Annotated in this window: 15 protein-coding genes; 8 read left to right on the top strand and 7 right to left on the bottom strand. The window is 42.5% G+C overall.

Translation table 11 applies throughout. The annotated features are described in order from the left end of the window. Window positions 1–148 precede the first annotated feature (148 nt). Both OQ279_RS11780 and OQ279_RS11775 read right to left on the bottom strand, forming a co-directional pair. Complete coding sequence (locus OQ279_RS11780) at window positions 149–664, bottom strand: acyl-CoA thioesterase (RefSeq protein WP_266070127.1); 516 nt, start codon at window positions 662–664, stop codon at window positions 149–151. A gap of 496 nt (window positions 665–1,160) precedes the next feature. After that, entirely contained in the window at window positions 1,161–2,090 is a 930-nt protein-coding gene (locus OQ279_RS11775; protein ID WP_266070126.1) for an HU domain-containing protein, read from the bottom strand. 95 nt (window positions 2,091–2,185) lie between these two features. Here OQ279_RS11775 and dprA point away from each other — a divergent pair, with 95 nt between their 5' ends. Next, entirely contained in the window at window positions 2,186–3,286 is a 1,101-nt protein-coding gene (gene dprA, locus OQ279_RS11770) for a DNA-processing protein DprA (protein WP_266070125.1), read from the top strand. Here dprA and trpS read toward each other — a convergent pair. Continuing rightward, the gene (trpS, locus tag OQ279_RS11765; protein WP_266070124.1) at window positions 3,283–4,251 is read right to left on the bottom strand and encodes a tryptophan--tRNA ligase; all 969 of its coding nucleotides are present in this window, start codon (window positions 4,249–4,251) and stop codon (window positions 3,283–3,285) included. The two genes, dprA and trpS, sit on opposite strands and share 4 nt — an antisense overlap. Before the next feature lie 75 nt (window positions 4,252–4,326). On the opposite strand from trpS, the gene OQ279_RS11760 reads away from it, so the two are divergent. Continuing rightward, a complete protein-coding gene (locus tag OQ279_RS11760) occupies window positions 4,327–5,070 on the top strand; it encodes a lysophospholipid acyltransferase family protein (protein WP_266070123.1) in 744 nt (247 codons plus the stop codon). On the opposite strand, the gene OQ279_RS11755 is transcribed toward OQ279_RS11760, so the two are convergent. The 4 genes from OQ279_RS11755 to recA form a co-directional block, all read right to left on the bottom strand. Continuing rightward, window positions 5,067–6,365: a putative outer membrane beta-barrel protein gene (locus tag OQ279_RS11755; protein ID WP_266070122.1), complete on the bottom strand. Its 1,299-nt coding sequence runs from the start codon at window positions 6,363–6,365 to the stop codon at window positions 5,067–5,069. The two genes, OQ279_RS11760 and OQ279_RS11755, sit on opposite strands and share 4 nt — an antisense overlap. After that, entirely contained in the window at window positions 6,365–6,907 is a 543-nt protein-coding gene (locus OQ279_RS11750) for an RNA polymerase sigma factor (protein ID WP_266070121.1), read from the bottom strand. Before OQ279_RS11750 ends, OQ279_RS11755 begins: the two co-directional genes overlap by 1 nt. 10 nt (window positions 6,908–6,917) lie before the next feature. Continuing rightward, window positions 6,918–7,220, bottom strand: coding sequence for a hypothetical protein (locus OQ279_RS11745; RefSeq protein ID WP_266070120.1), 303 nt, complete (start codon window positions 7,218–7,220; stop codon window positions 6,918–6,920). A 106-nt stretch (window positions 7,221–7,326) separates the two neighbouring features. Then, complete coding sequence (gene recA, locus OQ279_RS11740) at window positions 7,327–8,340, bottom strand: recombinase RecA (protein WP_266070119.1); 1,014 nt, start codon at window positions 8,338–8,340, stop codon at window positions 7,327–7,329. Between the two features lie 362 nt (window positions 8,341–8,702). On the opposite strand from recA, the gene trhO reads away from it, so the two are divergent. The 6 genes from trhO (at window position 8,703) to OQ279_RS11710 (ending at window position 15,063) form a co-directional block, all read left to right on the top strand. Then, complete coding sequence (trhO, locus tag OQ279_RS11735; protein WP_266070118.1) at window positions 8,703–9,734, top strand: oxygen-dependent tRNA uridine(34) hydroxylase TrhO; 1,032 nt, start codon at window positions 8,703–8,705, stop codon at window positions 9,732–9,734. Between the two features lie 119 nt (window positions 9,735–9,853). Continuing rightward, complete coding sequence (locus tag OQ279_RS11730; RefSeq protein ID WP_266070117.1) at window positions 9,854–11,008, top strand: PSP1 domain-containing protein; 1,155 nt, start codon at window positions 9,854–9,856, stop codon at window positions 11,006–11,008. Then, a complete protein-coding gene (locus tag OQ279_RS11725) occupies window positions 11,001–11,495 on the top strand; it encodes a gliding motility lipoprotein GldH (RefSeq protein ID WP_266070116.1) in 495 nt (164 codons plus the stop codon). Before OQ279_RS11730 ends, OQ279_RS11725 begins: the two co-directional genes overlap by 8 nt. Before the next feature lie 3 nt (window positions 11,496–11,498). Then, complete coding sequence (locus OQ279_RS11720; RefSeq protein ID WP_266070115.1) at window positions 11,499–13,844, top strand: penicillin-binding protein 1A; 2,346 nt, start codon at window positions 11,499–11,501, stop codon at window positions 13,842–13,844. Between the two features lie 96 nt (window positions 13,845–13,940). Then, window positions 13,941–14,639, top strand: coding sequence for a CoA transferase subunit A (locus OQ279_RS11715; protein ID WP_266070114.1), 699 nt, complete (start codon window positions 13,941–13,943; stop codon window positions 14,637–14,639). A 70-nt stretch (window positions 14,640–14,709) separates the two neighbouring features. Next, window positions 14,710–15,063: a four helix bundle protein gene (locus OQ279_RS11710; protein WP_266070113.1), complete on the top strand. Its 354-nt coding sequence runs from the start codon at window positions 14,710–14,712 to the stop codon at window positions 15,061–15,063. The last annotated feature ends 13 nt before the right edge of the window (window positions 15,064–15,076 follow it).

Here is a 15,076-nt window from a genome sequence, read left to right as displayed (position 1 = left end):
ACACCGAAATCAATAATCTAGAATCTAGAGTCAGGACTGTTTATTTCTATGGAATGGAGCTCCTCCGGAGCGACATATTTTATGAGCTGAAGCCTGAATATAGAATAGTTGCCTGTTTTCAGCACGGATTTTACATCCGAGCCATCTTCTAAGAATTCACGAATAATGCTTTAAGTTCTGTTGCTTCAGATGGTTTCATTTTTCCGGCTAGCACAAGGCTTAATTGTTTGCGGCGTAAGGCAGCCTCATAGCGTTTCTTTTCCAGTTCGGTTTCAGGCTCTAAAGGTGGAATGGCTACCGGGGTTCCGGTCTCATCTACAGCTACAAAAGTGTAGATGGCTTCATTCGCTTTACTGCGTTCTCCGCTCTCGCGATCTTCCACCCAAACGTCCATATAGATCTCCATTGAAGATTTAAAAGCTCTTGAAACTTTTGCTTCTACAGTTACCACACTTCCCAGAGGAACGGCCTTATTAAAAGCTACATGGTTCACAGAGGCAGTAACCACAATTCTGCGGCTATGGCGTCTTGCGGCGATGCTGGCTGCACGATCCATCCGCGCAAGCAATTCCCCTCCAAAAAGGTTGTTTAAGGGGTTGGTTTCGCTTGGTAAAACGAGGTCTGTAAGAGTGGTTTTAGAATCTTCTGGAGTTCTGGCTTGCATTTTTAAAATTTTCGGCAAAGTTAACATGCTTTATTCTAAATGCCGTTAAGGAGGTATTAAAAAAGTGGCAGTAGGCAGTGATTAGCAGGCAGTCTGGTGTTCAGTGCTCGGTGCTCAGTTTAAGTACCTTCGCTTAGTTTTAGCTGAACTATCTGAATTGTCAGGATTAGTGGCTCAGTTTTCGGTATCCACCTCAATGTCCGGCTGAACTACCCGTACAATCACCAGTATTTTTTGGGTCTAAATCTTATATTGGATTAATTGAACATCTATTATGTTCTGCGGGTTTTGGGTTGCAAAAAAATGGGTGAGAATCTATGATTCACAGGGAAAAAGGGGATAGCTGGTCACGCAGGAATGAACGATCAGCGATAAACATAATCACTGGAAATTAAAGTTGGTGCCTGGAATTTGGTGCTTATAACTCAAGATATAGTAGATATCAGTCATAACCAGTATTAACTGCCTACTAAAAACTGAGAACTGCGAACTGAACTTACAGCTCTTCAACGAGTAACCACGCGCCAGGATTGTTCTTTTTCACCCTGTAAAGCTCATTAGTAGCTTCCCTGCGGGTTTCATGACTACTGGAGATCACCTGGTGCAGGCCAAATCTATTTTCACCAATTTGGCGGGCTTTGAATCCCTGGGCTTTAAGTTCCTCAACAGCTTTGGCAGCATTTTCGGCTTCTCTAAAGGCTCCGGTTACTATATGATAGTTTCCGGTTTGTTTCGAGACTTTTAAAGTAACAGCAGGAAGCGGATTGTCAATTACAAAAGTGGCCTGCTGAATTTTGTTTTCCAGCTGAGAAGCGGCTTTTTGTTGTTCGGCAATATTGTGCTCATTTACCTGATCGCTGTAAATATTAAGGCCGGCAGCTCCACTAAGTCCAATAGCAACAAGACCTACAGCGGCATATTTTAACCAGCGGTTAGCCCTTCTTTCAGGTGTAAATGCAACAGGTACTTTTTCTTCAATTTCCTGTGCCTGTTGTTTGTAAACTTCGCGGGACACAGCATTCCTCTTAAAGGAATCAAGGCCAAATGCTTCTTTCATGAAGTTCATCTGGGCAGCAGGTTCAAATTGTAGTTTCTCTCCTTCAGTTAAAGAAAAAGAACCCACATTCTGAAAATTCACCGTCTTGTTTTTTTCAAGAACCAGCTCTAAATCCTGTACAAATTGCTCTATCTGTTCAAGGGCATTATTGTACGATACCTTTTCAGCTTCCATAATATAATTAGCCAACAGGCCATCATTCTTAATGAGCTGGCGATTAAAAGAAACTGTTTTTCTTGGAGGAAAAAATTCCCCACTAGAAGGATGAATGCCTGCGGAATGTTGTTGCGTAATAAAAGCACCAAACCCCGGAAGAATTACACATTCATATCGGTATAGAAGATCGTGGATGTAATTTGCTATTGCCATTGAAACAAATGTAAAGATTTTTATTTTCTGAAAAAACAGGCTTTCTATATTTTATTAACAAATTTTTCTGCTACTTTTCCGGCTTTAATTTGGCTATGAAAGATTCTGATTTACAGTATGTTTTGGCTTTGCAGCACGTTCCAAATCTGGGGGATGTTTCAGCTAAAAAACTCATCCGCCACACTGGATCTGCCGAGGCTGTTTTTAAGGAAAAAAAGTCCGCTTTACTCAAAATTGACGGGATAGGAAATACCAAGCTCAGCTACCTTTTTTCATCTGAAAATCTCAAAGCTGCCGAAAAAGAGCTGGAATTTATTTTACGCAACAAAGTTAAAACACTTTACTACGAGAACAGCGATTACCCCGAAAGATTAAAACACTGCCTTGACGGGCCTATCCTACTTTTTGAAAGAGGAAATATTCAACTTGACAACAGGAAGATTCTTAGTATAGTTGGCACGCGTAAGGCAACTACCCACGGAATCTCTTTTTGTGAAAGGTTCATAGAAGAGCTCGCACCCCTTAACCCGGTGATCGTTTCGGGATTTGCTTACGGGATAGACATTGCGGCACAACGGGCAGCCATTAAACACAATCTACAAACCGTTGGCTGTCTTGCCCACGGGCTAAATCATATGTACCCTGCGGTTCATCAAAAGTATGTGGCCGGGGTAGAGAACAACGGTGGTTTTCTAACCGATTTCTGGAGTACAGATACCTTTGACCGGAATAATTTCTTGAAGAGAAACCGCATTATCGCCGGAATGAGCGAGGCTACAGTGGTCATTGAAAGCGCCGAAAAAGGCGGATCTCTGGTCACTGCCGATATTGCAAATTCTTATAGCCGGGAAGTTTTTGCAGTTCCCGGCAGGCCTACCGATCTTCAAAGCAAAGGCTGTAATATGCTTATCAAATCTCAGCAGGCCCATGTCATGACCAGTGCGGCCGATCTCATTTATATGCTTAACTGGCACCCTCAAACCCCGGTAAAAGCGGTTCAAAAACAGCTTTTTGTAGAGCTGGAAGAAGATGAGCAGGCTCTCTACGGCTACTTAAAAGACAGGGGAAAAGAACAGCTTGATCTTATCGCGCTCAACTGCAGTATCCCAACTTTTAGAGCAGCTACACTTTTGCTCAATATGGAACTCAAAGGCGTGGTAAAGCCTTTGCCCGGTAAACTTTTTGAGGCGGTTTAGTAACCCAATTTTTTTCTTACCCGCATTAATACATCATCGGCTACCTTTCGGGCTTTTTCTGCACCTACAGCAAGAGCTTCTTCCACTTTGTCGGGGTTCTGCATGTAGAAATTGTACTGGGCACGTTCCTTTTCAAACCGGGTGATCAACAGGTCGTAAAGTGCCTGTTTAGCATGCCCGTATCCAAAACCTCCTGCTTCATATTTCTTCTTCATCTCAGCAGTTTCTTCTTTAGATGCTACCAGTTTGTAGATGTTGAAAACATTGTCAGATTCGGTGTCTTTGGGTTCTTCAAGGGGAGTACTATCGGTTTGTATCGCCATGATTTGCTTCCGCAGCTGCTTATCGGGTAAAAACAGGTTGATAATATTGCCTTTAGATTTGCTCATCTTTTCCCCATCGGTACCGGGTACGTACATGGTTTCTTCAGAAACGCGCGCATCGGGCATTACAAAAGTGTCTCCCATTTTTGCATGAAACCTCGAAGCCACATCCCTGGTCATTTCCAGGTGTTGTAGTTGATCTTTCCCTACCGGAACAATTTCAGCATCATACAAAAGAATATCCGCAGCCATTAAAATAGGATAATCGAATAAACCGGCATTAACATCCTCCAGTCTGTCGGCTTTATCTTTAAAAGAGTGGGCCAGGGTAAGGCGTTGGTATGGGAAAAAGCAGTTGAGGTACCAGGTAAGTTCTGTTACCTGTGGGATATCGCTCTGCCTGTAAAAAACCGTTTTATCAACATCAAGACCAAAAGCCAGCCAGGTAGCTGCGGTAGAGAGGGTATTTTCCCTTAACACCTTTGGATCTTTAATTTGGGTTAAAGTATGCAGGTTTGCTATAAATAAAAATGAATCATTCTTTGGGTCGTTGGCCATTTCCACGGCGGGAATAATAGCTCCTAAGATGTTCCCCAGGTGAGGAGTACCGGTACTCTGTACTCCGGTGAGAATTCTAGACATCGGCTTTCTTTATTTTTCTACAAAGGTATCGTTTTTAGGGAAGACGTTCAATTCAATTCATTACTTTTGGCCGTTATGCATATACTTAGGTCTTTCCTGGTTGTCTTGTGGAGAATATGGTTCTATATCCTTATGGCCATTCCCATCATTGTTTTTTTTCCGTTTTTACTGTTGTTTACCTCCAGGACGAGATTTTATCCGCAGTTCTTTATGATTGCGCGCTGGTGGGCTTACTTTATTTTATACGGAATGGGTTTCTTCCCCAAAATAAAGCGGGAACGAAAACTTGTGAAAGGAGAAAGTTATATGCTGGTGGCCAACCATACTTCAATGACCGATATTATGCTCATGCTGGTGGCGGTTAAGAATCCGTTCGTTTTCGTCGGAAAAAAAGAGCTGGTGAAAATCCCCCTTTTTGGATACTTCTATAAACGCACCTGTATTCTTGTTGACCGCCAGAATCAAAGAAGCCGAAAGGAGGTTTTTGACAGCGCACAACGCCGATTGAATAACGGCACAAGTATTTGTATCTTTCCTGAGGGTGGTGTGCCCGATGATGCCAGTGTTCTTCTCGACAACTTTAAAGATGGGGCTTTCCGCCTGGCTATAGACCACCAGATTCCCATAGTTCCTATTGTATTTTACGACAATAAAAAACGTTTTCCTTACATTTTCACTAAGGGTGGCCCGGGTAAAATGCGCGTAAAGATCAAAGAATTTATACCCACAAAAGGTCTTGAGCAGCAAAATAAAAAGGAGGTTCGGGAACAGACGAGGGAGGTGATCCTGCAGGAATTAAAATCTGGTAAACTTTCTTAAAATTTATAGCTAAAACCTGTGTACACGCCCATGAAATAAGGCTGTACATCTCCATTGGGCTGGTCAAAAGTTTTTAGCTGATACTTCAGCATTGGTTCCAGGTTGAGCTTGAATCTTTCCGAAAGATTGTAATCAAGCCCCAGACCAATATTGGCACTAAAGCTTACTTCATTTAAGTTATTGGCTTTTCCGGTTGCCGTAGTGTTGCCTGTGCTAAGGGTAACTTCATTATCTTCCAGGATTAGCGTACTTCCACCCCCAATAAGATTCACTTCAAACTTGTTCTGCCACAGGTTGATCTCAACTTCTATGGGAACTTCAATATATCCTATTTTCTGGCTTAGATTACCCTGGGTGAATATCCCGGCCTGGGTGCGGTTGGTGCTGCTGGTTCGGTTATTCGTAAAACTGCCGGAAACCATCTTCATATCCGAATCTTTGACTTTTACCAGGGAAGTATTTCTTACAGAATAGATCCCGGTGGCCGACTGGTATCCGGTGCCATTAGCGCTGTAACCAAGATCTACACGGCTAACGCCCGATCTTACCTTTACCCTGTCGCTAAGCTCCATTGCCAGCCTCACCCCATAAGAATAAGTGATTTCTGCCTGCCTGCTATCGTTATAACCAACCTCAAGAGGGTTCGCGGTCCCCATTTTGCCATAATAAATGGGGCTGGCATGGGTAGAGACTTCAAAGTGGCTCTTTTCCCGGGTGTTGGCTACTGCTGTTTCTTCAGGAGTTTTCACGGCATCAAAGATTGAAGGCCTTAAATCTTCAGGTTTCGAATCTTCGGAAGCTGTTTTTTCCTGCTGAAGTGGTATAGAGGCAACAGCCAGAGGGGTGTCAAAAATGGCATTTTTGGAACTTATTTCTGAAGCTGTTTCTTCAGCGGTTCTCATATTTTCTTCTGAAGCTTTCTTGTTAGCAACAGGTTTAGAATTGCGGGTAAATACTTCAGAAGGACTCGCTATAGCAGCCGTGCTTTCTTCCGAAGCAATAGGTATCACCGGAATTATTGGTGAAAGTGCCCTATTCATTGCAGGTGCTTCTGTCTCTTCACCCGCTACCGATGTAGAATTTTTTACAGGCAATATCCAGTCTCCAATCATAAAAAAGAAGGCCATTATGGCGGCCACACCTGCATAGCGATACCAAAGCGGTATTACGCGCCGGCGTTTTTGCTTTTCCTGAAGTTTAGCTTCAATATTTTTCCATACGGCATCGCTGGGCGCCGCTTCAAAATCGCGAAACTTCTCCTGATAGAGCCGGTCTATGTACTTCTTTTCTTTCATTATACAGATCGGGCGGCTGTTTTATATAGACTGCTTTCTATTTTCTCTTTCAGGATCACTCTGGCCCTTGCAAGATTCGATTTTGAGGTTCCGGTAGAAATATTTAGCATTTCAGCAATTTCTTTATGGGAGAAACCATCGAGTACATAGAGATTGAAGACCTGCCGGTAACGGTCTGGCAACTGTTGTATGATCTCCAGTAAGTAATCAACGGAAACTTCATCCTCTTCTACTTCAATTTCTGGATCTTTGTGAAAATCATCTCTAATGATCTCAAAGACTGTTTGTTTTCTATATTTTTGAAGGGCGGTGTTGATCACGATCCTCTTCATCCATCCTTCAAAAGAACCTTTATTTTTATACTGGGGCATGCTCTTAAAGATCATCAAAAATGCGTCCTGCAGGTTGTCTTCTGCCTGTTGATAGGTTGATGAGTACTTAAGGCAAACCGGGAACAATTTATGCGCAAACATCTTATAAAGCTGCTCTTGCGCCTTTATGTCCTGCTTTTTGCATTTTTGTATGAGTTGCTTAATGCCCAATATTTCAATATTAAGTGCTGTTGAAAAATTCCGCCGGCATAGTTGCCCACCGGTAGTTCTCCGGGGCTCTTTGTGGAGCTTCAGGAGACCTAAATATAGGAATTTCAGCCGGTTCTGCAACAAAGTGCATTACCGTCTCAATATTTTTTAGTCTTGTAAAATAAACAGGGGGGAATGGTTTTGTAAAAAAGGAAGATCGGGAATCGTGAGAGGTTCCCGGTCTTCCGGAGGAATTAGCCTTTAAAATTTCCCTCTTTAGTATGCCGTTTTCACAGTAGGTGTCGCAGTCATAGATCTGGGAATGATTCTTCATAACGGCATTGGCTGGTTGGGGTCTCTGTTTAAGAGATGCACAAATTGCCAAATGGTTGCGCCTAAAAAGAGAAAATCCCGAAAAAATTCGGGATTTTAAGAGTTTTTTATGCTTTTGCCACTGTCATGGCTTCTTTTATTCTGGTTTCCAGCTCTTCCATTAGATCTGGATTATCCTTTAGCAGGGTTTTCACTGCATCCCGGCCCTGGCCCAGTTTAGTGTCTTCATAGCTAAACCACGAACCACTCTTTTTAATGATCTCGTAATCTACACCTATGTCAATAATCTCACCAATTTTAGAAACTCCTTCGCCATACATGATGTCAAACTCGGCAGTTTTAAAAGGCGGAGCTACTTTGTTCTTTACAACTTTAACCCTGGTTTTGTTCCCCTGCACTTCGCTGTTGCTATCCTTGATTTGGGTAGATCTGCGAATGTCAAGACGAATTGAGGCGTAGAACTTCAGCGCGTTACCACCGGTAGTGGTCTCTGGGTTTCCAAACATTACCCCAATCTTCTCCCTTAGCTGGTTGATGAAGATCACGGTACAATGGGTCTTGCTAATAGAAGCAGTGAGCTTTCTTAGCGCCTGGGACATAAGACGGGCGTGTAATCCCATTTTTGAATCTCCCATTTCCCCTTCAATCTCGCTCTTAGGTGTTAAAGCAGCAACAGAATCAATTACAATAATGTCTATAGCTCCCGAGCGAATCAGGTTATCGGTAATTTCAAGAGCCTGCTCCCCGTTGTCGGGCTGCGAAATGATCAGGTTATCAAGATCGATTCCCAGTTTTTCAGCATAAAAACGATCAAAAGCATGTTCAGCATCAATAAATGCAGCAATACCTCCTGCCTTTTGTGCCTCAGCTATGGCGTGTAAAGTAAGGGTTGTTTTTCCTGAAGACTCAGGCCCGTAAATTTCTATAACTCTTCCGCGGGGATATCCTCCAACTCCAAGGGCAAGGTCAAGCCCTAAAGACCCACTGCGTATCACATCTACATCTACGACGCTCTGGTCACTCATCTTCATTACTGTACCCTTACCATAGGTTTTATCCATCTTGTCAAGGGTGAGTTTGAGGGCTTTTAATTTAGCTTCTCTTTCTTTCTCGTTGCTCATTTAATTCGGCTTCTTTTATATGATATTGCTGCTAAAATACTATAAGTTTTTATATGTGCTAAATTTAATACGCAACCTTTTCTGCTTTTGTGCATCTATTAAATAAACCAACTATTAACATATGAAATTTTTAAAACGGAATATTATTTTAAATATTTCCGGTAGCCTGGCGGTAGTTAGTCTTAGCTGCAGCTGCCGGGTGGACGGTGGCTAACGTTATTCTTATTTTTAGTTGAAGAATTAAAAGTATTAATAACGAATTAGCCGTTCGAAAAAAATGCCCCGATATCACATCCGGGCATTTTTTCATTTAAACCCTTATCTTTGCGCAAAATTCTTTAACCTTAAATCGTTAGTATAGCATGCAACTGTACAATAAATTAAGCGCTAAAGAAAGGGAAGCACTACTTGAGGAGGCTGGCGAAGACCGGCTTACGCTCTCTTTCTATCAATATGCCAAAATTGGAAATCCGGAGCTTTTCCGGAACCATCTCTTTATCGCCTGGGATCAAATGGAAGTCCTGGGAAGAATCTATGTGGCCCATGAGGGTATTAATGCCCAACTCTCTGTTCCCGCGAAGAACTTCGGAAATTTCAAAGAATTTCTCGACGGAATTTATTTCCTTGAGAACGTTCGTCTTAACATAGCCATAGAACACGATATTAAATCATTCCTGAAGCTGAAGGTGAAAGTTCGCGACAAGATCCTTGCCGACGGTCTTAATGACGCCACTTTTGATGTAACAAACAAAGGAGTTCACGTAGACGCCAAAGCTTTTAATGAGCTGCTCGATGACCCCAACACCATTCTTGTAGACATGCGTAACCATTACGAGAGTGAAATTGGTCATTTTAAAGGGGCTATGACGCCCGATGTGGATACTTTTAGGGATAGTCTTGATATCATTGAAAAAGATATCAAGGATCACAAAGAAGATAAAAACCTTGTGATGTACTGTACAGGTGGTATTCGCTGTGAAAAAGCCAGTGCCTATTACAAGCACAAAGGTTTTAAAAAGGTGTACCAATTGGAAGGCGGAATTATAGAATACGCCCGGCAGGTACAAAACCTGAAACTGGAGAATAAGTTCCTGGGCAAGAACTTTGTTTTTGACCATAGAAGAGGGGAGCGTATTAGTGAAGACGTGGTTTCTAACTGCCATCAATGCGGGAAACCCTGTGATACACACGTGAACTGTGCCAATGAAGCCTGTCACCTCCTGTTTATTCAGTGTGAAGAATGTGCAGAGAAAATGAGTAGCTGCTGTTCTACAGACTGCCAGGACATTGCGGCATTGCCCTATGAAGAGCAGAAGGCATTGAGAAAAGGCAAGGGTAACAGTAATAAGATCTTTAAAAAAGGCCGTTCTGAAGTACTTAAGTACAAGAATTGACAATTAGTTTCTCAAGAGTGCGTTCCATAAATAATGGTATATTTACCTCAATAGTTTTTAATAAGATTCAATCCGGAAAGGGGATAATTTCCTGTCTCCAGGATTTCAATATATAGATTATGGGATGTAACAGTTGCTCGACCGGCAAAGACGGTCAGCCTAAAGGATGTAAGAACAACGGTACCTGCGGGACCGATAGCTGTAATAAGCTCTCGGTGTTCGACTGGTTATCGAATATGGCCCTTCCCCAGGGAATGGAGCCTTTCAATATAGTGGAAGTGCGTTTTAAGAACGGACGGAAACACTTTTTTAAAAATTCAGATAATTTGAGCCTTAGCATTGGCGATGTTGTAGCCACCGAGGCTGCTCCCGGCCATGATGTAGGGGTGGTCGCTCTCGTGGGCGAGCTTGTGCGCGTGCAAATGAAGAAGAAAAAGGTGCGGCAAGACAGCAGTGAGGTGCTAAAGGTTTATCGCAAGGCTACACAGCGGGATATTGATATTTGGCAGGAAGCCAGGGAGCGGGAAGACAAAATGAAAGTACGTGCCCGTGAGATCGCCATTCGGTTGAACCTTCAAATGAAGATAAGCGATATCGAGTTTCAGGGTGACGCTTCAAAAGCTACCTTTTATTATACTGCTGAAGAAAGGGTTGATTTTAGACAACTTATTAAAGAATTTGCACGCGAATTCAACACCAGGATTGAGATGAGGCAGATAGGCTTCAGGCAGGAAGCCTCACGTTTAGGCGGAATTGGTTCCTGCGGAAGGGAATTGTGCTGCTCTACCTGGCTTACCGACTTCCGAAGTGTAAATACTTCTGCAGCGAGATATCAACAACTTTCACTTAATCCGCAGAAACTGGCAGGACAATGTGGAAAACTGAAGTGCTGTCTTAATTATGAGCTTGATACTTATCTTGATGCATTAAAGGATTTTCCGAAGTCTGAAATAAAACTGTACACCAAAAAAGGGACTGCAGTATGTCAAAAAATTGATATTTTTAAAGGTTTCCTGTGGTATGCTTATGAGGGTGACTGGAGCAACTGGCATACGCTTACGGTAGAACAGGCAAACAAGATCATTGCGGCAAATTCTAAAAAGGAATCTGTTAGTAGTCTTGAAGAATATGCTGTAGAACTGCAGCAGGAAGAGAAACCCGACTATCACAATGTGGTGGGGCAGGATAGCCTTACACGTTTTGATTCTAAAGGAACAGGGAAGAAAAAGCGCAAGAGCAAACGCAAAAAGAGAAAACCGAAGAAAGATGATTAAAAGATCAGTTTTTTTGCTCTTTTTGGGACTTTTAATTTTTACATCCTGTGATAAAAAACGGGTTTTTGACAGGTATGAATCCATACCCAACGGGGAATGGCAAAGAGATTCTCTCGTAGAGATACGCTTTGAAGCCCCCGATACGCTTAAGGATTATAATCTTTTTATCAACCTCAGGAATAATTCAAAATACAATTTCAACAATATCTACTTAATTACCGAGTTAAACTTCCCAAATGGAAAGGTGATAAGCGATACCCTTCAATATGAGATGGCTGCGCCGTCTGGAGAATGGCTTGGCACGGGCTTTGGTGATGTAAAGGAAAGCAAGCTTTGGTATAAGGAGAACTTCAGGTTTACCGAATCTGGTGAATACCTGGTGACTGTACAGCAGGCCATGCGCAGGCGTGACAGCATAGAAGGAATTAAAAGCCTAGAAGGAATAACAGAGGTTGGTTTTAGAATAGAAGACAATAAACAACAATAATAGATGGCAAAAACATCTGGGAAAGCAAATCAGGAAGCGGCTAAAAGAAGAAATTACGGCCGCTATAAAACCTGGTTTTGGTCAATTTTCGCATTGGGAATTTCTTTGGTAGTACTCCTTTTTCTGCTGGCAAGCTGGGGAGTATTTGGATCTATGCCCACTTTTGAAGAACTTGAAAACCCCGAGACAAACCTCGCTACCGAGATCTTTTCTTCAGACGGGGAAACATTGGGTAAATACTACAACGAGAACCGTACTCCCATAAAATATGAAGACCTGCCTCAACATCTGGTAGAAGCCCTTATTGCAACGGAAGATGAACGGTTTTATGAACATTCGGGCATAGATGCCCGCGGTACGGTGCGTGCTGCTGTTTTCCTTGGGAAAAGAGGAGGGGCCAGTACTATCACCCAGCAATTAGCCAAACTTTTGTTTACCGAAAATGCTTCCAGAAATCCGGCTGCAAGGGTACTTCAGAAGTTTAAAGAATGGATCATTGCAACGCGGTTAGAACGACAGTACACTAAAGAAGAGATCATCACCATGTATCTCAATAAATACGACTTCCTCTACCAGGCAGTTGGGGTGCGATCGGCGGCTAAGATCTACTTTGATAAAGAGCCTAAAGACCTTAATGTAGAAGAATCTGCAGTGCTGGTAGCAATGCTTAAAAACCCCATATTGTATAACCCTCAAAAAGAGCAATTTAAAGAGAACTCTTTAGAGCGTCGTAATGTGGTACTTAGCCAAATGGAGGCAAATGATTATATCACAGAAGCTGAAGAAGATTCTTTACAACAACTCCCGTTAAAGATTAAGTTTTCACCACAGGGTCATGATGAGGGAGTAGCTACTTATTTTAGAGTATACCTTCAGGGTTTTATGAAAGAATGGATCGAAGAGAACCCAAAACCCGATGGCGGTAAGTATAATATCTACCGCGACGGATTGAAGATCTACACCAGTATTGACAGCCGTATGCAGGAGTATGCCGAAGAAGCAGTGCAAATGCATATTGCAAATCTGCAAAAAGAATTCGACAGGCAGAACAGGAACAACAAAACGGCACCTTTTAGGGATATCTCTAAAGAAGAGATCGAAAAAGTTATTTCTGATGCTATGCGGCGTAGTGAACGCTGGAGAATATTAAGAGACCAGGGCCTGTCAAAAGAAGAGATCATCAAATCTTTTGACACTCCTACTCAAATGGAAGTATTTTCATGGAAGGGGAATATAGATACCACTATGACCCCGCGCGATTCCATTTTTTACTACAAGTCTTTCTTCCAGGCAGGGATGATGTCTATGACACCTCAAACCGGGGAAGTTAAAGCCTGGGTGGGTGGAACAAATTTTAAGCATTTCAAGTACGATCACGTAAAACAGGGAAAGAGACAGGTAGGATCTACCTTTAAGCCTTTTGTTTATGCTACCGCAATAGACCAGCTGCACCTTTCGCCCTGTGATACGCTGCCAAAGAGCCTTCACACTATTGAAGCAGGCAAACACGGCAATCAAAATGACTGGACCCCAAGAAACAGTGGTGGTAAAGCCGATGATTATATTGGTATGGTAAGCCTCAAAAAAGGCCTGGCAGAATCAATTAATACGGTAACGGCAAGATTGATTGACCGTACAGGACCCAAGCCGGTGATTGATTTGGTTGAAAAACTGGGGATTGATACTGAAAATATTCCTGAAGTTCCTTCCATTGCCCTGGGAACAGCCGATCTTAGTGTGTTCGAGATGGTTTCGGCCTATAGTACCTTTGTCAATGAAGGCGTTTATGTGAAGCCGGTGATCGTGACACGAATTGAAGATAAAAACGGAACCATTCTTTATCAGCATGTGCCCGAAACCCGTGATGTAATTAGCAAAGAAACCGCTTATGTTACTGTGAACCTGCTTGAAGGCGTTACCCAATATGGTTCGGGAACAAGGTTGAGAGGTGACTGGGCAGTTAACGATCCGTATTACAAAAGTGTGGTCACAGGATATCCCTACAACTTCAACAGGGAAGAAATTCCTATTGCAGGAAAAACCGGAACCACTCAAAATCAAAGTGACGGCTGGTTTATTGGGATGGTACCAAACCTCGCCACCGGTGTATGGGTGGGAGCTGAAGACAGGTCGGTGCATTTTCCATCTATCAGGTATGGGCAGGGTGCCGCCATGGCACTGCCAATATGGGGGACTTACATGAAGAAGGTTTATAGTGATAAAGAGTTGAATGTGGCAAAAGGTCCTTTCCCGAAACCCGAAGTTGTTACCATTAGAACCGATTGCAGCACTTATGGTGTTGATGAAAGTGACGAAGAAGATCGACTCCCCGATGAATTGGATTTTTAATATATAGCGTATTTATTACGAAAAATTTAGTAGAGGGCCCTTCATATTACGAAGGGCCCTTATTTTTTTGTATTTTTCGGAATAAAACCATCAACAATGATCAATAAAACTGTACAGAATGTTACTGAAGCACTTGAGGGGGTTCATGATGGAATGACTTTTATGCTGGGAGGATTCGGATTAAGTGGAATTCCCGAAAATGCCATTTCTGAACTTGTTCGTCTCAACCTGAAGAAGCTCACCTGTATTTCCAATAATGCCGGGGTAGACGATTTTGGTCTTGGCCTGCTGCTTCAGAAGAAACAGATCGATAAAATGATCTCTTCCTACGTGGGGGAGAACGCCGAATTTGAGCGGCAAATGTTAAGTGGTGAGCTTGAAGTTGAGCTTACGCCGCAGGGAACGCTGGCAGCCAAATGCCAGGCAGCACAGCAGGGCTTTCCTGCCATCTACACTCCTGCCGGTTACGGTACCGAAGTTGCCATGGGTAAGGAGACACGGGAATTTAACGGCAAGATGTACGTCATGGAAGAAGCTTATAAAGCCGATTTTGCTTTCGTAAAAGCATGGAAGGGAGACAGGGCCGGAAACCTCATTTTTAAAGGTACAGCCCGTAATTTCAACCCTGTGATGTGTGGTGCCGCAGCAGTGACGGTGGTCGAAGTTGAAGAGCTGGTAGAACCCGGAGAACTCGACCCCAACCAAATCCACATTCCCGGAATATTTGTACAAAGGATCTTCCAGGGAAAAGATTATGAGAAGCGAATTGAACAGCGAACTGTAAGAAAAAAATAATACTGTGATTTGAAAATTTGAAAATTTGAAGATGAGATGATTTGAAAATGAAATTTTAAAACTAGCACTTATGAGAGATGACAAAGAGAATTTGATTGTTGACAAAACCTTCAATTTTGCTTTAGAAGCTATTGATTATTCAGAAAAATTGCGATCTCTCCATAAGTACGAAATGGCTTCACAGCTCTTCAGGAGCGGAACTTCTATTGGTGCAAACGTTTGGGAGGCTCAGAATGCCGAGAGTAATGCTGATTTTATTCATAAATTTAAAATTGCAGCCAAGGAATCGGATGAGACAGACTATTGGCTAAGATTATGTAAGGCCTCGCCTCATTATCCAGATCCTAATCCAGAATTGCCTAAAGAACTAAAATCTATCATTAGGATCATTACCAAAATCATTTCTACAAGTAAGAAAAAGTAATCTTCAAATCTTC

This window comes from Salinimicrobium profundisediminis (genome assembly GCF_026241755.1).
In the GTDB taxonomy this organism is placed as follows: Bacteria; Bacteroidota; Bacteroidia; order Flavobacteriales; family Flavobacteriaceae; genus Salinimicrobium; species Salinimicrobium profundisediminis.
The sequence above is the reverse complement of the archived record's forward strand: the minus strand, read 5'-3'. Positions and strand labels throughout refer to the sequence as shown.

Excerpts from the sequence above, each read along its gene's own strand:
- OQ279_RS11760 (WP_266070123.1), top strand. The coding sequence starts at position 4,327 with ATGCATATACTTAGGTCTTTCCTGGTTGTCTTGTGGAGAATATGGTTC.
- OQ279_RS11755 (WP_266070122.1), bottom strand. The coding sequence starts at position 6,365 with ATGAAAGAAAAGAAGTACATAGACCGGCTCTATCAGGAGAAGTTTCGC.
- OQ279_RS11745 (WP_266070120.1), bottom strand. The coding sequence starts at position 7,220 with ATGAAGAATCATTCCCAGATCTATGACTGCGACACCTACTGTGAAAAC.
- recA (WP_266070119.1), bottom strand. The coding sequence starts at position 8,340 with ATGAGCAACGAGAAAGAAAGAGAAGCTAAATTAAAAGCCCTCAAACTC.
- OQ279_RS11710 (WP_266070113.1), top strand. The coding sequence starts at position 14,710 with ATGAGAGATGACAAAGAGAATTTGATTGTTGACAAAACCTTCAATTTT.
- OQ279_RS11720 (WP_266070115.1), top strand. The coding sequence starts at position 11,499 with ATGGCAAAAACATCTGGGAAAGCAAATCAGGAAGCGGCTAAAAGAAGA.
- OQ279_RS11780 (WP_266070127.1), bottom strand. The coding sequence starts at position 664 with ATGCAAGCCAGAACTCCAGAAGATTCTAAAACCACTCTTACAGACCTC.
- OQ279_RS11715 (WP_266070114.1), top strand. The coding sequence starts at position 13,941 with ATGATCAATAAAACTGTACAGAATGTTACTGAAGCACTTGAGGGGGTT.
- dprA (WP_266070125.1), top strand. The coding sequence starts at position 2,186 with ATGAAAGATTCTGATTTACAGTATGTTTTGGCTTTGCAGCACGTTCCA.
- OQ279_RS11775 (WP_266070126.1), bottom strand. The coding sequence starts at position 2,090 with ATGGCAATAGCAAATTACATCCACGATCTTCTATACCGATATGAATGT.
- OQ279_RS11725 (WP_266070116.1), top strand. The coding sequence starts at position 11,001 with ATGATTAAAAGATCAGTTTTTTTGCTCTTTTTGGGACTTTTAATTTTT.
- OQ279_RS11730 (WP_266070117.1), top strand. The coding sequence starts at position 9,854 with ATGGGATGTAACAGTTGCTCGACCGGCAAAGACGGTCAGCCTAAAGGA.
- trhO (WP_266070118.1), top strand. The coding sequence starts at position 8,703 with ATGCAACTGTACAATAAATTAAGCGCTAAAGAAAGGGAAGCACTACTT.
- trpS (WP_266070124.1), bottom strand. The coding sequence starts at position 4,251 with ATGTCTAGAATTCTCACCGGAGTACAGAGTACCGGTACTCCTCACCTG.